The sequence below is a fragment of the Pseudoalteromonas shioyasakiensis genome (assembly GCA_013391845.1).
Classification (GTDB): Bacteria; Pseudomonadota; Gammaproteobacteria; order Enterobacterales; family Alteromonadaceae; genus Pseudoalteromonas; species Pseudoalteromonas apostichopi.
Genome location: CP058414.1, coordinates 1,077,047 through 1,097,500, shown reverse-complemented (window position 1 = coordinate 1,097,500; position 20,454 = coordinate 1,077,047). Strand labels below are relative to the sequence as shown.

The 20,454-nt window shown below is 41.6% G+C and carries 18 protein-coding genes and 1 pseudogene (1 of these 19 running past the window's edge); 15 read left to right on the top strand and 4 right to left on the bottom strand.

What is annotated here, in order from left to right:
- From HYD28_05040 to HYD28_05015, 6 genes are all read left to right on the top strand, one after another.
- Window positions 1-738, top strand: the 3' portion of a protein-coding gene (locus HYD28_05040; protein QLE08380.1) for a YicC family protein. The gene continues 123 nt to the left of window position 1, outside the view; the window shows 738 of its 861 coding nt (coding positions 124-861); its start codon lies off the left edge, out of view; the stop codon is at window positions 736-738.
- Between the two features lie 168 nt (window positions 739-906).
- The gene (gene gmk, locus HYD28_05035; protein QLE08379.1) at window positions 907-1,527 is read left to right on the top strand and encodes a guanylate kinase; all 621 of its coding nucleotides are present in this window, start codon (window positions 907-909) and stop codon (window positions 1,525-1,527) included.
- 101 nt (window positions 1,528-1,628) lie between these two features.
- Window positions 1,629-1,904 carry a DNA-directed RNA polymerase subunit omega gene (gene rpoZ / locus HYD28_05030; GenBank protein QLE08378.1) on the top strand — a complete coding sequence of 92 codons (276 nt, stop codon included), beginning with the start codon at window positions 1,629-1,631 and terminating at the stop codon, window positions 1,902-1,904.
- 130 nt (window positions 1,905-2,034) lie between these two features.
- Window positions 2,035-4,140 carry a bifunctional GTP diphosphokinase/guanosine-3',5'-bis pyrophosphate 3'-pyrophosphohydrolase gene (gene spoT / locus HYD28_05025; GenBank protein ID QLE08377.1) on the top strand — a complete coding sequence of 702 codons (2,106 nt, stop codon included), beginning with the start codon at window positions 2,035-2,037 and terminating at the stop codon, window positions 4,138-4,140.
- An 11-nt stretch (window positions 4,141-4,151) separates the two neighbouring features.
- The gene (locus HYD28_05020; GenBank protein ID QLE08376.1) at window positions 4,152-4,544 is read left to right on the top strand and encodes a RidA family protein; all 393 of its coding nucleotides are present in this window, start codon (window positions 4,152-4,154) and stop codon (window positions 4,542-4,544) included.
- 153 nt (window positions 4,545-4,697) lie between these two features.
- Window positions 4,698-6,302, top strand: a complete 1,605-nt coding sequence (locus HYD28_05015; protein QLE08375.1) for a DUF342 domain-containing protein — start codon at window positions 4,698-4,700, stop codon at window positions 6,300-6,302.
- A gap of 55 nt (window positions 6,303-6,357) precedes the next feature.
- Here HYD28_05015 and HYD28_05010 read toward each other — a convergent pair whose 3' ends face one another.
- Window positions 6,358-7,353 carry an aspartate--ammonia ligase gene (locus tag HYD28_05010; protein ID QLE08374.1) on the bottom strand — a complete coding sequence of 332 codons (996 nt, stop codon included), beginning with the start codon at window positions 7,351-7,353 and terminating at the stop codon, window positions 6,358-6,360.
- A gap of 197 nt (window positions 7,354-7,550) precedes the next feature.
- On the opposite strand from HYD28_05010, the gene asnC reads away from it, so the two are divergent.
- From asnC to recG, 3 genes are read left to right on the top strand one after another with little or no spacing between them, the layout of a single operon-like run.
- A complete protein-coding gene (gene asnC / locus HYD28_05005; GenBank protein QLE08373.1) occupies window positions 7,551-8,009 on the top strand; it encodes a transcriptional regulator AsnC in 459 nt (152 codons plus the stop codon).
- 44 nt (window positions 8,010-8,053) lie between these two features.
- The gene (gene trmH / locus HYD28_05000) at window positions 8,054-8,770 is read left to right on the top strand and encodes a tRNA (guanosine(18)-2'-O)-methyltransferase TrmH (protein QLE08372.1); all 717 of its coding nucleotides are present in this window, start codon (window positions 8,054-8,056) and stop codon (window positions 8,768-8,770) included.
- 39 nt (window positions 8,771-8,809) lie between these two features.
- Window positions 8,810-10,891, top strand: coding sequence for an ATP-dependent DNA helicase RecG (gene recG, locus HYD28_04995; GenBank protein QLE08371.1), 2,082 nt, complete (start codon window positions 8,810-8,812; stop codon window positions 10,889-10,891).
- A 104-nt stretch (window positions 10,892-10,995) separates the two neighbouring features.
- Here recG and HYD28_04990 read toward each other — a convergent pair whose 3' ends face one another.
- Together HYD28_04990 and HYD28_04985 are read right to left on the bottom strand one after the other, a co-directional pair.
- Complete coding sequence (locus HYD28_04990; GenBank protein ID QLE08370.1) at window positions 10,996-11,928, bottom strand: porin; 933 nt, start codon at window positions 11,926-11,928, stop codon at window positions 10,996-10,998.
- A 196-nt stretch (window positions 11,929-12,124) separates the two neighbouring features.
- Window positions 12,125-12,979, bottom strand: a complete 855-nt coding sequence (locus HYD28_04985; protein QLE08369.1) for a LysR family transcriptional regulator — start codon at window positions 12,977-12,979, stop codon at window positions 12,125-12,127.
- 90 nt (window positions 12,980-13,069) lie between these two features.
- On the opposite strand from HYD28_04985, the gene HYD28_04980 reads away from it, so the two are divergent.
- Both HYD28_04980 and HYD28_04975 read left to right on the top strand, forming a co-directional pair.
- Entirely contained in the window at window positions 13,070-13,444 is a 375-nt protein-coding gene (locus HYD28_04980; GenBank protein QLE08368.1) for a DUF413 domain-containing protein, read from the top strand.
- A gap of 78 nt (window positions 13,445-13,522) precedes the next feature.
- On the top strand, window positions 13,523-14,758 hold the full coding sequence (locus HYD28_04975; GenBank protein QLE08367.1) for a diguanylate cyclase: 1,236 nt from the start codon (window positions 13,523-13,525) through the stop codon (window positions 14,756-14,758).
- A gap of 2 nt (window positions 14,759-14,760) precedes the next feature.
- Here the strand turns inward: HYD28_04975 and rarD are convergent, their stop codons facing one another.
- Window positions 14,761-15,684 carry an EamA family transporter RarD gene (gene rarD, locus HYD28_04970; protein ID QLE10489.1) on the bottom strand — a complete coding sequence of 308 codons (924 nt, stop codon included), beginning with the start codon at window positions 15,682-15,684 and terminating at the stop codon, window positions 14,761-14,763.
- A gap of 225 nt (window positions 15,685-15,909) precedes the next feature.
- Between rarD and recQ the strand changes: the two genes are divergently transcribed.
- The 4 genes and pseudogenes from recQ (at window position 15,910) to HYD28_04950 (ending at window position 20,447) form a co-directional block, all read left to right on the top strand.
- A complete protein-coding gene (recQ, locus tag HYD28_04965) occupies window positions 15,910-17,733 on the top strand; it encodes a DNA helicase RecQ (protein ID QLE08366.1) in 1,824 nt (607 codons plus the stop codon).
- 7 nt (window positions 17,734-17,740) lie between these two features.
- Window positions 17,741-18,037 (top strand): DUF3630 family protein, encoded by a 297-nt coding sequence (locus tag HYD28_04960; protein ID QLE08365.1) that lies wholly within the window; start codon window positions 17,741-17,743, stop codon window positions 18,035-18,037.
- A gap of 67 nt (window positions 18,038-18,104) precedes the next feature.
- Window positions 18,105-19,821: pseudogene (locus HYD28_04955) on the top strand (BamA/TamA family outer membrane protein).
- 65 nt (window positions 19,822-19,886) lie between these two features.
- Complete coding sequence (locus HYD28_04950; protein ID QLE08364.1) at window positions 19,887-20,447, top strand: mechanosensitive ion channel; 561 nt, start codon at window positions 19,887-19,889, stop codon at window positions 20,445-20,447.
- Window positions 20,448-20,454 lie beyond the last annotated feature (7 nt).

The following is a 20,454-nucleotide window of genomic DNA, read 5'->3' as shown; positions in this document are numbered from 1 at the left end:
TTTCGTGGCATGGAGCCAGTTATTCGAGAGCGTTTACGCAAACATTTACAACGCGGTAAAGTTGAAGTTTTCTTAAAGTTTGCTGCAAACCCAGCGCATGTTGGTGAGTTAACGATTAACGAATCACTCGCTGAGCAATTAATCAAAAGCGCACAATGGGTGCAAAACCAAAGCAATGGTGACATTAACCCTGTTGATATTTTACGTTGGCCTGGCGTTATGGAAGCCGAAGAGCTAGATATGGATAGCGTAAATACAGCACTGATTGCTGGGTTCGATGAAGTCATTGAAGATTTCAAACAAGCTCGCGGCGATGAAGGTGCGAACTTACAAGAAATGATTGCGACTCGCCTTGATGCAATTTTAGAGCAGGTTGCTATTGTTGAAAGCCACTTACCAGAAATCGCTAAATGGCAACGTGAAAAACTAAACCTAAAGCTTGAAGAACTAAAAACAGACATCGACGAATCTCGCCTTGAGCAAGAACTTATTTACCTTGCACAAAAACAAGATGTTGCTGAAGAACTTGACCGATTAAAGTCGCATGTTAAAGAAACCAAAAAAATCTTAACTAAAGGCGGCGCATGTGGTCGACGTCTTGATTTCATGATGCAAGAGTTTAACCGTGAAGCAAACACGTTAGCATCAAAATCTATCAACAGTGACATCACTAACGCTGCGGTAGAGCTAAAAGTGTTAATTGAGCAGATGCGCGAACAAATTCAGAATATAGAATAAACGCGTGATATAGCTTTTTATAAGACCCAGCACCTGCTGGGTCTTTTTTTTCATGAGGCTAAAAGCAGGCAAACTTGAGCACTTTTAGCGAAATAAAGTACAATAGATGAATTAAAGGCTTGGATTAGTGATAGTCCGAGCCTGTTTATTTTTTATTAGAGACAAATCATGGCGCAAACTCGCGGAAATTTATTTATCTTGTCAGCTCCATCAGGGGCTGGTAAATCAAGCTTAATTGGTGCTTTATTAAAGAAACACGGCGATATGAAAGTATCGGTTTCGCACACCACTCGCTCACCTCGTCCGGGTGAAGAAAACGGTGTGCACTATCATTTTGTTTCTGTGGATGACTTCAAAGCGCTAATTGAGAAAAATGACTTTTTTGAATGGGCGCAAGTTTTTGATAACTACTATGGTACATCTAAGCAAGCAATCGAAAGCCAACTTGCTGCAGGTATTGATGTATTTTTAGATATTGATTGGCAAGGTGCTCAGCAAATTCGTAAATTAGTAGATGATGTTGAGACTATCTTCATACTTCCACCATCAAAAGAAGAACTAGAATCACGTTTAAATAACCGTGGTCAAGACTCTGCTGAGGTAATCGCAGGAAGAATGGCGAAAGCACAATCAGAAACATCACACTATAATGAGTATGACTATGTTGTTGTGAACGATGACTTTGATACTGCGCTTGCTGAAATCGAAACCATTGTCATGGCTAAACGTTTATCGTTAAAAAGCCAAACTGTGCGCCATCAGGCGTTATTAGAGAACTTACTTAAATAATACTTTTAAGAATAAGATAAAAATTAACCACAAGCTATTGGCGAATTTAACTTGGTACAGTAAACTACGCCTTTGCTTAAGAATTTATTTGGAGTGCTGAGATGGCTCGCGTAACTGTTGAAGATGCAGTAGATGCAATTGGTAATCGTTTTGACTTAATTTTAGTTGCGGCTCGTCGTGCCCGCCAAATCGCGGTTGGTGGTAAAGATCCACTCGTTGATGCTGAAAATGACAAACCAACGGTTATTGCTTTACGTGAAATTGAGAAAGGGCTAGTTGATAGCTCTTCTATGGACTTAATTGATCGTGAAGAACAACAACATCAAGAAGCAGCAGAAATGGCTGCTGTGGCTGCTATCGTAGGTGGCAACCAGTAATCAAGCTCCCCGCTTTGATTTAGCTATACGGCTAGTATTTCTACACTAGCCGTTGGCAAGCCCTTCTTTTCATCGTATATTCTATTCATACCGTTACCGATTTACTTCATTTGCGCATTGGAGTGTGACTTTGTATCTATTCGAAGGCCTCAAAAAGAAAATATCCGAATACTTACCACCAGCAGAGATTGAGCTGGTACAAAAAGCATACGTGGTAGCTCGCGAAGCCCACGAAGGCCAAACTCGCTCAAGTGGCGAGCCTTATATCACCCACCCTGTCGAAGTGACACAAGTACTCGCTGGCATGCACCTAGATCACGAAACGCTGATGGCTGCCCTGATGCATGACGTGATTGAAGACACCGACTTTAGCCAACAAGACTTAGCTGAAATTTTTGGCGACACAGTTGCTGAGCTTGTTGAAGGGGTGAGTAAGCTAGATAAACTTAGCTTTAAAGATAAAAAAGAATTCCAAGCCGAAAACTATCGAAAAATGATCATGGCGATGACCCAAGATATTCGCGTGATCTTAATAAAACTGGCTGATAGAACCCATAACATGCGCACCTTAGGCGCGCTGCGTCCAGATAAACGCCGCCGAATTGCCCGTGAAACGCTAGAGATTTATGCACCAATTGCGAACCGCCTAGGTATTCATGATATTAAAAATGAATTAGAAGATTTAGGTTTTCAAGCCCTTTACCCTATGCGTCATCGCGCATTAAGATCAGAAGTCGTCAAAGCACGTGGTAACCGAAAAGAAGTTATCAGTAATATTAAAACTGAAATTGAAGCGCGCTTAGAAGAATCTGGCATCGAAGCGACTATATCTGGCCGTGAAAAACACCTATATAGTATTTATAAGAAAATGCTCAATAAAGAGCTGTCGTTTAACGAAGTAATGGATATCTACGCATTCCGTATCAATGTTGATAATATGGATACCTGTTACCGCGTATTAGGTGTTGCTCATAACCTTTACAAGCCAATCGAAACCCGTTTTAAAGATTATATTGCAGTACCAAAAACTAATGGCTATCAGTCACTTCATACCTCACTAGTTGGCCCTCATGGTATTCCTGTAGAGATTCAAATCCGTACCCACGATATGGATCACATGGCAGACAAAGGGGTTGCTGCTCACTGGATGTATAAAAAAGCCGGTGATAATGCAGGTAATACAGCACAGCAGCGTGCTCGCCAATGGATGCAAAGCTTATTGGAACTTCAACAAAGTGCAGGCTCATCTTTTGAGTTTGTTGAAAACGTTAAAACAGAGCTGTTCCCTGAAGAGATTTATGTATTCACGCCAGATGGCCGTATAGTTGAGCTCCCTATGGGCGCAACAGCTGTCGACTTTGCGTACGCAGTGCATACTGATGTTGGTAATACTTGTGTGGGTGCACGTGTTAATCGTAAACCTCACCCTCTGAGCAAGCCTCTTGATACAGGACAAACGGTCGAAATCATCACCAGCTCAGGCGCACACCCGAATGCAACTTGGTTAAACTTTGTTGTTACAGGTAAAGCGCGTTTAGGTATTCGCAATTACCTGAAGAGTCAGCAGCATGAAGAAGCAATGTTGCTCGGTAGACGTTTACTCGACTCAGCTCTAGGTGAAACCAAACTGGATGATATTCCAGATGAAAACATTCGCCGAGTACTTCAAGAGCATGAACTAAATACAGTGCTTGAGCTATTAGTTGAAATTGGTTCTGGTAACTTAATGAGTGTGTTGATAGCGAAACGCTTGATGCAAGTTGATGCCGGCGATCTTGATGACCTAGCGCAAAAAGCAAAAGCAACCATCATCGGCACTGAAGGCATGTTGGTTAACTACTCTAAGTGCTGCCGCCCAGTGCCTGGCGACGCTATAACAGCTTATATTAGCCAAGGTAAAGGCCTTACTGTCCACCGCCAAGAATGTAAAAATATTCGTGGTTGGGAAAAAGAGCGCTCAAAATACCTAGTTGTAAAATGGGACGATAACCCAGAGAAAGAATATATTGCAGCCCTTCGTATTGAGATTATCAACCACCAAGGTGCGCTAGCTAAATTAACCAATGTTGTTGCCTCAACCCAAGCCAACATTGTTGAGATAGCGACTGACGAAAAAGAAAGTAATTTATACATGATAGATTTAGGCATCACGGTAAAAAACCGCGTTCATGTTGCTAATATTATGCGCCGCATTCGCGTTATGCCTGATGTGCAAAGAGTCTATCGTAAAAAGTAACAAGGATAATCATGAACAAATCTTTTATTTCTACTGATAATGCACCTGCTGCTATCGGTACTTATAGTCAAGCTGTTAAAGTAGGCACGGCTGTTTATTTATCAGGTCAAATTCCACTTGTACCAGAAACAATGGAAGTTATCTCTGAAGATTTTACTGAACAAACCCACCAAGTATTCAAAAACCTAACAGCTGTTTGCCAAGCTGCTGGCGGTCAAATTCAAGACATGGTGAAAGTAAATATCTTTTTAACTGACTTATCTAACTTCGCTATCGTTAACGAAGTAATGAGTCAGTACTTTAAGCAGCCATACCCTGCTCGCGCAGCAATTGGCGTACGTGCGTTACCAAAAGGCGTTCAAGTTGAGATTGACGGTATCATGGAGCTTCCGTCAACAAACTAATAGCTCCTTGCCAGCAACGCAATGTTGCTGGCGCTATTTTAGAAAAACTTACCACTTTCCTCATCCGAAATTCTTGACTCATAAGCAATTCTCTAGCACTCTGTTGTTATAATTAATAAAACCTTTAGCTAGAGTAGTAAAAAAGGATTACAAGTGTTTAAGCTCGCTCACAACGGCAACGTTTTATTAGATGTTCATGAAAACTCGCCTCCTAGTGCTGCGTTTATTATCGAGGCATTAGAAAAGTCACCATTTTGTGAATGCAGAGTGGATCATGAAGCTATCAATAATTTCTTCAAAAGTGACTCTAATGAGCGCATGCTTGTGGTCGCTTCTAAACATGATGCAAGCTTAGTTGTAACTTTGAGCGATGATAAAATGCTGGCTACAGGCGAGCTAACCGTCGCTGAAGGCGGTAAAGTAATGAGCCTTGAAGAAGCGAAGAAAGAGCTTATCAAAGCAGGGGTAGCCCGAGGTTACAAACAAACCTTTTTAGAACAATTACTACAGAAGCAATTTGAATTACCCGCAGGAGAAGTAGCTAAAGGGGTGCTAGCAAAAGGTCGCTTGCCTATTGATGGTCAACCATCCAAATTTGTACCACAAGTTGAGACCTTAAAAGATCGCCTAAAAAAACCAAAGCTACGAGAGGATGGCACTGCCGATATGCGTGACTTTGGTAAATTAGCTAGCGTAGAGCCTGGCGTATTACTAGTTAAACAAATTCCGGCAACTCCTGGTAAAGAAGGCTTTACTGTCACCGGTGATGTACTGCCAGCCAAACCAGGTGAGAGCAGTACATTAGTTGCTGGTGAAGGTACCGAAATATCTAAAAATAATCCACTTGAACTCATTTCTGTCATTGCCGGTGTCCCTGTTGATATTGCCAATGGCATGCGTGTTGATGATATTTTTACTATTGCCGATGTAAACGTAAAAAGTGGTCACGTAGACTTTGAAGGCAGCGTCATTGTGACTCATAACGTTGAACCAGGCATGCGTATTAATGCCAAAGGCGATATAACTGTTATGGGTACTGTAGAGTCTGGTCATTTATCAGCGGCTGGCGATATCACCATAAAACAAGGCGTGATTGGCCACCAGCTCGAAGATAAAAAGTTATCATGTAATATCATCAGCCAAGGTGACATTCACTTATCACATGGTCAATACTGCTATCTTGAAGCCAATAATATTCTCATTGAGCGCCAAGCCAGCCATTGTACGATGAAAGCCACTAAGCTGTTGCAAATAGGCCAAGAAGATAATCCGCAAGGCAAGCTATTCGGCGGAGAAATCTTAGATGCACAAATGATTATTGCTGGCGAAATTGGCAATGAATCGGGTGCTAAAATGGTGATTAACTTAGCCGCTTCAGGTGCTGATGTAACCGCGCAAACAGATCAGTGCTTAAAAGACTTAGCACAAACAGATGCGCAACTTGATACCTTACAAACTGCTATTGAAAAGGCAGATCAAGTAAAAGATGCCGAAAAGAAAAAGCAATTACTCGCAAAAATTGGTGCCACACAAATGCACTATTGCGAGCAAGCTGAAACTCTTGAGAAAAAGCTATCAAGCTTAGAGCATCATTTGCATGATTTACTGGAAGATGCGCAGTTAGTAGTTAATAAAAAACTACACTCCGGCGTCGAAATTCATATTTTCGAAAAAGTACTTTTAACTAACCGCCAATATCCACCTTGCAAAGTGAAGCTCGAAGAAAACAAGGTCGAGGTTGAGTTTAAAACTAGTTAATAAAAAAGAGGCTTTAAGTTAAAGCCTCTTTTTACCAGGGTCTTTAAATCTTAATTTAAAGAATTCCTTCCACTTGCTGTTTTAGCTGCTCAGGCCAAACACCTACTTGTACTTGCCCGATATGCTGTTTTTGTAACAGCAACATAGCGAGTCGTGATTGACCAATACCACCACCTATCGTTTGCGGAAACTTCTTCGCGAGTAGCTGTTTATGCCAATCAAACTCCAAACGAGCTTGGTCGCCTGTAATCGCTAATTGAGTAGCTAAGGCATCAGGACTTACTCGAATCCCCATTGAAGAGATTTCAAATGCATCTTCAAGCACTGGGTTCCAAACTAAAATATCACCGTTTAAACCTGCAAATTTACTACAGGTTTGTGTTGACCAATCGTCATAATCGGGCGCTCGTACGTCATGAATTTTACCATCGGCAAGTGTGCCGCCTATACCAATTAAAAATACCGCACCGTATTCTTGTGCGACCGCTTTTTCACGTTGTTTCGCTGTAAAGTCAGGATACATCTGACGTAGCTGTTCACTGTGTACAAAGGTGATTTGCTCGGGCAAAAACGAGGTTAAATCAAACTCACTAGCCACAAAGCGTTCGGTTGCTTTAATCGCCTGATAAAGCGATGTTACGGTTTCTTTTAGTTTGTCTAAGGTACGCTCTGTACTCTCGCAAATCACTTTTTCCCAATCCCATTGGTCAACATACACCGAGTGGATTGGGCTTAAAGATTCTTCATCAGGGCGAAGCGCTTTCATATGCGTATAAAGTCCTTCACCTACCGAAAAATCGTAATCAGCCAAGGTCTTACGTTTCCACTTTGCTAAAGAGTGGACCACTTCAAATTGGCTACCCGGAATTGTTTTCACTGCTACCGATACAGCACTTTCAGTACCGCTTAAGTTATCTTGAATACCATCGCCTACTTTTGCCAAGATCGGCGCTTGTACTTCAACTAACCCTAATTGTTGTTCTAATTGGCTTGAAAAAAACTGTTTTACTTTACTAATTTGCTGCTGTTGCTGCAGGTAGTGTGAACTCATAATAATTGGCCTCATTCCCAGTTATTGTTACTTGCTTAATTAGAGAAACCCGCTGCTTGGCTCCTCCTGTTAAAGCAATCCTCAACCAAACAAAGATTATTTTCAATAACCCGCAATAAAAAGAACTTAACATTGAAATATTCATAAAAATAATGCTATAAAAATTATTGATTCAACAATTAATACTAAGAAATACCATGGAAAATTATCAAATCGATAATCTCGATAAAAACATCCTTAACGCTTTAATGGAAAATGCCCGAACAGCGTATGCAGAACTTGCTAAACGCTTTGCTGTAAGTGCCGGCACCATTCATGTTAGGGTCGAAAAGATGAAACAAGCGGGTATTATTACAGGTACCCAAGTCAGTATTGATGCCAAACAGCTTGGTTACGATGTTTGCTGCTTTATTGGCATTAATCTCAATAACGCTCGTGATTACCCGCAAACTTTACTGCATTTAAAAGAATTAGAAGAGGTTGTCGAAGCCTATTACACCACAGGTAATTACAGTATATTTATCAAAGTGATGGCGCGCTCAATTGATCATCTACAAGATGTGTTAATTAACAAAATACAAGCCATCGAAGCTATTCAATCAACAGAAACGCTGATCTCATTACAAAACCCAATTAGCCGAGCTGTTGTTCCCTAGGGTATAATCAGCGCCAATTAGAATCCGTCAACGAGCACACAACTATGGATACAACTCGCTTTGAGCGTATTAAGCGCGTATTAGATCGCCGCCAAACGGACCTAACGGTTTGTTTAGAAGAAGTACACAAGCATCATAATTTATCTGCTATTGCCCGCACAGCAGACGCAACGGGCTGCCATCACGTACATGCTGTATGGCCAGAGAATCAAAAATGGTTAACCAACAATACCTCAGGCGGTAGTAAGAACTGGCTAGAAACCCACTTGCATCGTGATATCGATGAGGCCGTTGCCATGATGCGTGCTCACAACCCTGAAGTACAAATTTTAGCAACTCACTTAACAGATGATGCAGTCGACTTTCGCGAAATCGACTACACCAAACCAACAGCTGTCATTGTTGGCCAAGAACGAGACGGTATTTCATCACGCGCCCTCGCTCACGCTGATAAAAACATCATCATCCCAATGCAAGGGATGGTGCAGTCTCTTAATGTATCCGTAGCAGCAGCGCTTATTCTATTTGAAGCACAGCGCCAAAGGGAAGAAGCTGGGCTTTACAACCGAGATATGCTTGATGCCAGAATTAAGCATCGTATCTTGTTTGAGGGCTGCCACCCTATTATTGCAGAACAATGCCGCGAAAAAGAGCTGCCGTACCCTGAGCTTGATGAAAATGGTGACATTGTTGCTGATGAAACGTTCTGGAACATTTTAAAACACACGCAACCGCTTGAAGCTACTAACGAGTGCAAGTAAACTGAAAAACAGTCTACTAATTAATAATTTGAGTCACCTTTGAGTCATCCTAGCTTAGCGTTATACCCAATTACAGAATTAAAAGGCGTCGGCCCGAAAATGGCCGAGCGTCTTGCTAAGCTAAATATTGAGACGGTGCAAGACATGCTGTTTCATTTGCCTCACCGCTATGAAGACCGCACCCGCATTCACCCAATCTACGAACTCCAACCTCATAGTCATGTTAGTGTTGAAGCCACGATTGAAACCAGCCAAATCACCTTTGGTAAAAGACGCATGCTGGTTTGCCAAGTCAATGATGGTACAGGCCGTTTAACACTCAGGTTTTTTAACTTTAGTGCAGCTCAAAAAAACGCTTTAAGTACAGGTAAAATCATTCGCTGCTTTGGGGAGATCCGCCGTGGTCGTGTTGGTTTTGAAATGACACACCCAGAATACAGCTTATCGGATACCCCATCTGAGCAACCAACAAACACAACGCTGACACCAGTATACCCAGTTACCGAAGGTCTTAAGCAGTTATCTATTCGTGCACTTAGCGATCAGGCGCTTGCTCTATTACGTAAATACCCAGTAGAAGAACTACTGCCAGAGCAGTTTCAGCCAACTGGAATGCGCTTAGCCGATGCTTTAATGACTTTACATCGCCCACAAAACGATATTGATTTAACAGCTCTAGAGCAAGGTATGCACCCTGCCCAACAACGTTTAGTCTTTGAAGAGTTACTAGCCCAAAACTTAAGCCTATTAAAGCTGCGGCAAAAAGGGCAAAACGTAAAAGCAGTTGCATTAAAACCTCATAATCAGCTTGAGCAGCAATTTTTAGCTAATTTAGCCTTTTGCCCAACCAATGCACAAAGTCGTGTCGTGGCAGAAATAAAAGGTGACTTGCAGCACCCATTTCCAATGATGCGCTTAGTGCAAGGCGATGTAGGCTCTGGTAAAACCTTAGTCGCAGCGCTCAGCGCACTCACCGCGATAAGCGAAGGGTACCAAGTAGCTTTAATGGCACCTACTGAGATTTTATCAGAGCAACATGGCATCAACTTTAGCCAATGGTTTAATCAATTAGGAATTGAAGTCGCTTGGTTAGGTGGCAAAAGTAAAGGTAAAGAGCGCGCAACGACTCTTGAAAAAATTGCCTCTGGGGAAGCGCAAATGATTGTTGGCACCCATGCATTATTCCAAGAGCAGGTTGAGTTTAACAACCTGGTATTAATTATTATTGATGAGCAACATCGCTTTGGTGTTCATCAGCGCTTATCACTGCGTGAAAAAGGCCGCTTTGGTGACTGTTATCCACACCAATTAGTAATGACTGCAACACCTATCCCGCGAACATTAGCAATGACGGCCTATGCAGACTTAGAAACCTCAGTGATTGATGAGTTACCACCTGGTAGAACGCCTATTACCACAGTGGCTATTCCTGATACCCGTCGCGACGAAATTATCCAGCGCGTTAGAACAGCCTGCACAGAGCAAGGTCGGCAAGTGTATTGGGTTTGCACCTTGATTGATGAATCTGAAGTTCTGCAATGCCAAGCCGCCGAAGATAGCGCTGAGCAATTAAAAGCAGCATTGCCAGAATTAAACGTTGGCTTAGTGCACGGGCGGATGAAAGCCGCAGAAAAACAAGCCATCATGAGTGAGTTTAAAGCCGGGAATATTCATGTACTCGTTGCCACAACAGTGATTGAAGTGGGTGTTGATGTGCCCAATGCCAGCCTTATTATTATAGAGAATCCTGAGCGGCTAGGGCTCGCACAACTCCACCAGCTACGTGGCCGTGTTGGTCGAGGAGCTACGGCTTCACATTGTGTTTTACTCTATCATTCGCCATTATCAGCGACGGCTCAAAAACGCTTAGGTGTGCTGCGTGAAAGTAACGATGGTTTTATTATCGCAGAACGAGATCTTGAAATTCGTGGCCCAGGTGAAGTACTTGGTACCAAACAAACAGGCCTAGCTGAATTTAAAATCGCCGACCTAAACCGCGATAAGCAAACACTCGATCATGTTAGACCAATAGCCTTCAAAATTTTAAACGGCTACCCAGAACTAACCGATAAATTGATTCAGCGCTGGCTTGCTGGCAAATCAAACTACGCACAAGCTTAACCATTCAAGCAAGCTAACTACGGTAAAAATTTTATTTCTAGAGCAATAAAAAAGCCCAGCTAATTAGCTGGGCTGACAAGTTAGAGAGTTATCCCAGTGTTGGGTTAGAACTTATATTCAATACCAACACCTAAGTAATCTTGGTCAACTTGATTGTCTGTATCAAACGTCGAGTAGAAACCAAATACTTTAGTATTTTTGCTTAGCTTGTGATCAACACCTGCAGAAATAGCTGTTTTCTTATCGCCTTCATCAAAGTCAATTACTTGGTACTGTACTTTGAAAGTGTTGCTATTCATTTGGTAAGCAGCATTTACTAAGTAACCATCAGCTTCTGCACTACCATCCACTTTTTCTTGTGTTTGGTACATAGCACCTAGTTTGAAGTCGCCTAGTTTACCTTGTACTGTTGCACGAACAATGTCGTAGCCTTTTACTTCGCTGTCAGCTGCAACTGATGCATAAAGTTTGCTTTCTTTAAGTTTTGCATCGCCGTAAGTTAACGCTACTGAGTAACCGTTATCAGCATCTACATCATCTTCAGCTACATAAGTTGCTAATACTTTGAAACCATTAAAGTCTTTAGAAGCATAAGAAATTGTGTCGCCTAAACGGTTTTCACCTTTAAATGCGTTCTTGATATCTCCTTCAAGGTCATTGAATAAATCAACTTTACCTTGAGATTGCTTCATTGCTGTATCGTTACGGCCGATAACAACTTGACCAAAGCTACCTTTCACACCCACATATTGGTTACGCGCAGTAATGTTATCGTCATTGTCGCCTTTTGAATCAGCGTCAGATACGTCTACACCAAACTCAAATTTATAAACAGCTTCTAGGCCTTCAGAAATTTTTTCTGAACCTTTTAAGCCAAAACGTGAGTTATTGCTTTTAATTTCAGTGAAAGACCCTTCGCCATCATCTGATGATTGAACAGTCACGTTTGCTTTACCATATACATCTACATCAGCTAATGCAGAAAAAGATAAACCACCAAATAAAGCTAGGAATAAGCTAGACTTTGCAAATTTCATGTCGTTTCCTCAATAATCGCAACAAAAAACACATATTGTGTTTCAATGCGCGCAGTGTGACAGCAAAAAATGACAAAAAGATGACAATTGAAACAAAAACGTCAATTTAGCTTCATAAAATATAATTATTTCTGAAATAAAAACGTAACCTACTGTTGCGGCATTAAATTTTTATAAAAGCTAAGTTAAATTAATTTTAAGCCTTTATTTGCAGCTCAGTTAATAATGTCACTAATTTCTCTAATAGAGGGGTTTGTTCATTATCTCTGTGGTAAGCAACAAATACATCTCGCGAGGTATGTGCAACATCTTCAACATGATAAAGCTCACCAGATTTAAGCTGCTCTTCGACTAATAATTGTGGAATGAAGGCACTGCCGCCGCATTTTAATATTAAATCGAGTGCAATACGCCCGGTGCTGGTTCTGAAATAAGGGGGAGCATGGCCATTAAACTCTCGGGCATGCCATAACGAAAAGGTTGTTCCCCAATCAACATAAACATATTGATTATCGAAAAAGTTTTCGCTGTTTGCGGTTTCAAAAGCGCTCACAGGAATAATAGGGAGTTCACAAATTCGTTGAACAACCAACTCATCAACTTTAGGGGGATCAAATAATACCGCCAAATCTAATGTACGCTCCAATAATAAGCGAGTACTCTCTTGCTGTGCTTTTACTTCAGCGACTAGCGATACACCCGGCATAGCAGAAACAATGTTTGTAATACCAAACTGCAAAAAAGCATCCCATATATTAGGTGTGCCCGCTAAACTAATTTGCTTATGCATATTATCAGCAAGCGCCACATCAACTTTTGCTCGTTGCATCCCCGTTATGATCATTTGTGCGTGTGGCAGTAATCGCTCACCCGGTGCCGTTAACTGAATGTTGTTTCGTTGACGAATAAATAAGTTAACGCCTAAACCTTGCTCTAATTGTCGGATCCGAAAACTTACCGCAGACTGTGTAATATATAAATTTTCAGCTGCTTTACCGAAATGGCGCGTACGTACCACTTCAACAAAAGTCTTCAATAAATCGATATCCATTTTTTACCCTTACGATAAAAATAATTTGTTTAATAAAATCGACAACTTGATCCATACTCCAGCAAGAAAATAGGGCATGAGGATAAAGCCATGAGCAATGACATTTCATCACTTCGTCAAGCATTTGCAAGCCAACGTCAATTCTATGATGATCAAAATTTCCCACGCGGTTTTGGTCGTAGTGGTCACTTCACTTTGCTAGAAGCCGACATTCTCGAGCAGCATGGTGTTGTTCTAAAGGGTTTATACAACAAAACCCTAGAACCACAAAATGAATTTCAAACTCAATTTGTACAAGTTGTTACCGGTAACCTTGAAGCAACCAATCCAATTGAGCGCGCTTGGATCAAATACCTTAAACAAACAACCTGCAAAACTAAGTTTCATACCTTATTTGGGCGCTCTCGTATTGCGAGCCCAACAACACAAAGTGTTGAATATTATTCTGAGTCAGATAGCCTATAACAATTTGCTTTTTTACCCTTTTAGGGTTAAAACTTGTAATAACTTTTGTTTCGCCAGTAAGTTATTTCAAGGCAAGTTGTGACTCGAAGAATATTAATAATTGAAGATACGCCAACCATTGCGCGAGTGCAAAAGCACATCGCGCAAAAAGTTGGCTATGAAGCCGACATTGCTGGTAACTTAGCTGAGGCAAAAGAGCTTATTAGCAAGCACAGTTACTTTTGTGCAGTAGTAGACTTTATTCTGCCTGACGCACCAACCGGAGAAGCAGTCCCCTGTACTATCGCTGCCGACATTCCCACCATTGTAATGACCGGCAATCTTGACGAAACAACACGTAATATCGTTGAAAAACATCCCATCATTGATTACATCACCAAAGAAAATAAACAAGCCTACCAATACCTAGAAAAACAACTCGCTCGTTTACCTCGTAATGAGCAAATATTGGTATTAGTGGTCGATGATTCAGCGGCAACGCGCCACCATATTTGTAACTTATTAACTCGTCACAAATACCAAACCATTGAAGCTGTTGATGGTGTTGATGCTTTAAAAGTACTGGCTGAAAACCCAAAAATATCGGTGATCATTACCGATAACGAAATGCCGAATATGAATGGGGATGAGCTCTGTGTTGAAATTCGCCGTTTATATTCTAACGATGAAAAAGCCATAATCGGCATTTCTGCACTCGATACTCTGCATTTATCAACGCGCTTTTTAAAATCTGGCGCTGACGATTACCTTCGCAAGCCATTTAATAATGAAGAGTTCTATTGTCGGCTAAGCCAAAACGTCGACATGCTTGAAAACATTAAAACAATTCGTTTGCAGGCAAACACTGATTACCTCACTAAACTCCCTAATCGCCGCTATTTCTTCGGTGAAGCAAACAATCACCTAAAAGCTGCAAAAATGTCAGATACCTCAGTCTCTTTAGCCATGATTGATATTGACCACTTTAAATCAATTAACGATAACTATGGTCATGATGCAGGTGATGAAGTACTTAAAGGTTTATCACAATGTATGGCGAAGTATTTTGGAGATAATTTAGTAGGCCGCTTCGGTGGTGAAGAATTTGCGGTGTACTTTGCGGATCAAGATCCACAAGAATCGTTACAGCGTTTAGAAAAATTCCGTTTGTTTGTCGAAAAACACAGCTCTGAATTTAGCAAAGACCACATCAAGTTTACGCTGTCGATTGGTTTTCATAATGGGCCCATTTATAGTTTGGATGAACTAATAAAACAGGCCGATTTAAAGCTTTATCAAGCAAAAGACTCTGGCCGCAACAAATTAGTAAGCTAAGCCTATACAGGCTTAGTCACTGCCTCTAACTGCGCTTTGCGTTGCTTTCGACTTTGACGATACGAATCCCAGCTGAATAATGCTAAAGCACTCCAAATACACGCAAAAGTCACCACACGCTCAGCATCAAATACTTCACCGTAAAACGCCACGGCAAGCATAAACATTAAACTTGGGCCTATGTACTGAAAGAAGCCAAGCGTACTGTATTGCAGGCGCTTTGCGGCACCGGTAAAACATAACAGTGGTAAAGTTGTCACCACACCGGCACTAATGAGTAATAAGTTAATGTGCCAATCATTTGCAGTTAAATCAGAGCTTGCTGATGGCGCCATCAACCACCAATAAATAAGTGCAACAGGTAATAAAATAAGCGCTTCGAGCAATAATCCTGGTAATGACTCGATTGGTAACTTTTTACGTAATAAACCATAAATAGCAAACGAGCTAGCCAGCGAGAAAGCAACTACGGGGAATGAACCAAAGCTCACAAGCTGTAGCAACACACCACAAAGCGCTAGACCAACCGCAACACCTTGCCATTTACGCAGCCGCTCACCTAAAAACAACATACCCAATAACACATTGAGTAATGGATTTATGTAATAACCTAAACTAGCATCAAGCATATGATTATTGTTCACTGCCCAAATAAATAAGCCCCAGTTAAAGCCTAGTAAGCTTGCTGTGATCACCAACATCAACAGTAATTTAGGCTGTCCAAGAACCACACGAATACGCTGCCATTGATGACGAGCAGCAATGATAAGAAGTAAAAACAACACCGACCAAATAACACGGTGCATTAAGATTTCAAAAGCAGAAATCTGCTGTAGAAACTTAAAGTAAATGGGCGCAAGACCCCACATAAAAAAGGCTAAACAAGCGAAAATAACGCCTTTTCGCTGCTCAATGTTGGTAGGCATAAGTTTGGCTTTATAGTTTAAAAACGCCATTTTACGCCCCCTCAGCAGTGACGCAACCAAAACGCGCTAAATAAACCCATGTATTTACTTCTTAAAAGGGACTGCCATTGTTGCAAAGTAACGCCTTGATATTAAGCACCTGTGAAACGCTGAATTCTGCATTTTAAGGTCGTTTGGGTATATTGCTAAAGACATCGCAATAAAAAACCACTAAAATGCTCGGCGATGAATACCAATACCGCAACGTCCAACACACCCGTTCGATCACCACAAGCCGTACTCAAACAAGTGTTTGGTTACAAGGATTTTCGTGATGGCCAAGAAGCGATTATAGCCGCTGCGCTAGACGGACAAGACTCGCTTGTACTCCTACCAACTGGTGGGGGCAAATCATTGTGCTATCAAGTGCCTGCTTTGATCCTCGATGGTGTGACTGTGGTTATCTCGCCGCTTATTTCCTTGATGCAAGACCAAGTAGCCCAACTAAGAGCACTCGGCGTACAAGCGGCATACATCAATAACAGCCTGCCTTTTGAAGAGCAACAAGCTGTCTATCAACAATTGCACTACGGGCAAATTAAGCTGTTGTATGTAGCACCTGAAAAAGTACTGCAACACGAATTTTTAGAGCGTTTAAGTCATTTAAAACTCGCACTCTTTGCGATTGATGAAGCTCACTGTGTGTCGCATTGGGGTCATGACTTTAGACCGCATTACTGTAGACTCAACGAATTAAAGCAACGCTTTACACATGTGCCTATGATGGCACTTACAGCAACGGCAGATAAAGCAACTCGTTACGATATTATTGAACAACTTCAGCTTAACCACCCTTACGTGCATACTGGTAGCTTCGATAGACCTAACATTCGTTACACCATAGAAGAAAAATTCAAACCTATGGTGCAACTACTTCGTTATTTAAAAGAACAGCAAAATCAAAGTGGTATTATTTATTGCACCAGCCGTAAACGGGTTGATGATGTAGCCGAAAAACTTGCTGATGCAGGATTTAATGCCGCAGCCTACCATGCAGGTATGAGTAACGAGCAACGCCAATTTGTGCAATCAGGCTATGCCCGTGACGATATTCAAATTGTGGTTGCAACTGTTGCCTTTGGCATGGGAATTAATAAACCTAACGTACGTTTTGTGGTGCATTACGATATTCCAAAAAGTATCGAAGCTTATTACCAAGAAACCGGTCGTGCTGGTCGTGATGGTTTGGCTGCAGAAGCCATTATGTATTTTGACCCGGCAGACATAGGCCGCGTACGCCGCTTTTTTGAAGATATCGAAGACGAACAACGTCGTCGTGTTGAAGAACAGCGCTTTAATGCTATGGCCAGCTTTGCGGAAGCGCAAACATGCCGTAGACAAATTTTGCTCAATTATTTTAGTGAATATAAGCGCGAAACCTGTGGCAACTGTGACATTTGCTTAAACCCACCCACTAGCTTTGATGGCACACTTGTCGCACAACAAGCTTTGTCGTGTGTGTATCGTGCTGAGCAACGGTTTGGGATTGGTTATATCGTTGAGCTGCTGCGCGGCGCAAACACTAGCCGCATTCGTGATAACAATCACCACCAGCTTAGTACTTATGGCATAGGAAAAGAGCACAGTGTGGAATTTTGGCTCAGTATTTTAAGGCAACTCATCCATCAAGGGTTATTAAGCCAAGACATTACCCAAGGTTCTTCATTACGCTTAACAGAAGCCGCCCGTGCGGTTCTTAAAAGTGAATATGCACTGCAACTTGCTGAGCCTCGATTACAGGCGAAACATGTATACCAAGATAAACTCGCTCAGTTTAATTACGACAAAAAGCTGTTTGCTAAATTACGCGCCTTACGTAAAGAGTTGGCAGATGCCGATGATGTGCCACCTTATGTGGTATTCAATGATAAAACCCTTGCAGAAATGGCGCAGTTAATGCCAACCAACGACAGTGAGTTTTTAAAGGTATCGGGAGTTGGTTTTACTAAACTAAATAAGTACGGCGCACCATTTTTAAATACCATTCGCGACTATCTTGCCGCTAATTAGGACTGCTATGACTGAACTAACGTATGATGCCGAGCATGAAATTATTCTCGTAACGTCGAATGAGCTGCCACACGACGAAGACTTTGAACTTTGGGCTACGCTTTTCTTACACGCTCCAGCAATAACAACCGCTGATTTTGATGCTGGCGCTGATCGTCATCAATTACGCTTTCACTTTACAGATCATAGTTTTAATCTAAACTTTGAACATTACAGTGAAAGTATTTGGATTAATGCTGAGGGCATAGAAGCCAGTGCAGCTTTACCACAACTTCATCAGTATTTAGTCGCGCAATTACAATAATAAGCTAGACTTTTTACCTCGCTTAGTATGTAGTAGTTGTATAGGACATACTCAACTAAGGGTGTAAATGGGATTTAAGAAGTCGCACTTTGTTGCTAGGTTAATAACACTATTACCAATCTGCATAGCAGCAAATGTTCATGCAGAGCAGTTATTTACTGACGATAGTAATTATTGTCAAAACCAACGCACACTTAAATCACAAGATAATAACTTACGCCGCCAGCTCGATGCCGACAACCCACTCCCCGATGCTGCTAATAACCGTAAAATAGTCTCCATTGAACTTGAACAACTAAACGTCTTTAACACTGAGCTTGAAGAAGAAAATAACTTTTTATTCCGCTTTGCCAATCGGGCTCACATGACCACAGAAACCTAATGTAATACACAGCGTTTTATTGTTCGAAGAAGGTGATGTGTATAACCCACGTAAATTGCTAGAGTCTGAGCGATTGCTGCGTAAACAAGGTTATCTATATGATGCACGTATCAACGCAAAGCTTGATTGTGATGGCAACGTACATGTAAAAGTAATTACTCGCGATCTGTGGACCTTATTACCAGAAATAAGCTTTAGCCGCAGTGGCGGAGAAAATGAGTCGAGTATTGGGTTTCGTGAATCTAACTTTTTGGGCTGGGGTAAGCGGGTCTCGTTTAGTCGCACCCGTGATGCAGACCGAACAGGTTACCTATTTGTTTATGACGATCCGCATATTTTCTCGAGCCGGTATCAAGGCCGTTTTGAATACTCAGATAACGACGACGGTAAGCGTCATTACCTCGATGTAAGCTACCCGTTTTTCTCAATAGATACGCCATACAGTTACGGTGTTACAAGTTACTCAGATCAACGTCGAGAGTCACTTTATTACCGAGGTGATGTGGTCAATGAGTTTGAACAAAAAACGGTATTAAACCGCGCTTACTTTGGTCACTCATCACAACTTGGTAATAGCTGGACTCAACGTATTAAGCTTGGCATCGAAAACCGCGAAGAAACCTTTAAAGAAACGCCATTCACGCGCTTCCCAATTGCTGAAGACCGTACCCTGAGTTACCCCTACATTAGTGGCCAATGGTTTGAAGATCATTACGTTAAGGTGAGAAACTTCGATAGCATCTACCGTACAGAAGATTTAAACCTCGGTTGGAATATTCATGCTTTATTAGGTTATTCAAGTAAAGATTTTAGCGACGATGCCAGCCGCACTATTTATTCGTTATCGTTATCAAAAGCGCATTACTCTGGAGACAACCAGTTATGGCGTTTTAAGGCAGACCTTGATGGCTACTGGAATGAAGAAATCGATGATGTCGAAAACCTGTTTGCCAGCACGCAACTACAGTACTACCTAAATACCACACTTAGACAAAGCTGGTACGCCAAAGTACGCTTACAATATGCTGAAAACCTCACTGCTGATAAACAGCTTACTATTGGTGGTGAGAACGGCCTACGTGGTTACCCGCTAGACTACCAAGTAGGCGACCGTAGCTTTTTAGTGACTTTAGAGAAGCGCTACTACTGGGAGTATGACTTATTACAATTGTTCAAAGTTGGTGGTGCCGCGTTCTATGATATTGGTAGAGCTTGGTATAACGACAAAGATAATGGCACGAATGGAGGCGTGCTACAAAATGTGGGTTTAGGTCTGCGCTTAGCACCAAGTAGAGCAAATGCCGGTACTGTTATTCACCTAGATATTGCCGCACCAATTAATAAACAAGATGACGATATTGACTCAGTGCAATGGCTAGTAACAGTTAAAAATACCTTTTAAGGTAGTGTTATTGTTAAGCTAAAAAGCTAGAATCGATATGAAAAATATTTAACTTAGGATCCCTTTTGGACTTCGTCGAATTCTTTAATGAGCAATACCACTTAATCGTAACTATCATTGCGATCTTGCTCTACCCGCTACTGCGTAAAACCACTAAAAAACTGCTTTTAAAAGCAATTAAAGGCAAAGCTGATCCGCATCGAGAATACCGTGCCGAGCTGTTGCTCAATATCATTCTTGCTATTGTCATGCTGTGTTTAGTCTTGGTTTTTTGGGGTATAGAACTGCGCGGCTTGTTAGTACTAGGTTCATCAATTTTTGCCATGCTGGGTGTCGCGCTTTTTGCTGCCTGGTCGTTGCTGAGTAACCTAACAGCTTTCTTACTCATGTTTATTCAAAACGACTGTCGCGTTGGCTTTTGGGTGAGAGTGATTGACGGTGCAAACTTCTTAGAAGGCCGCATTATTGAAATGGGCTTGATGAACGTAGTGCTTGAGCATGTTGATGGTCACAAAGTGATTTACCCAAACAACATCTTTGTCACCCGCCCTGTGATGGTGTTAAAAAACCCACCTACAGCGACTAAAGCGCCAACCATAAAACGTATTTTAGGCCCAAAAAAATAAAAGCCGC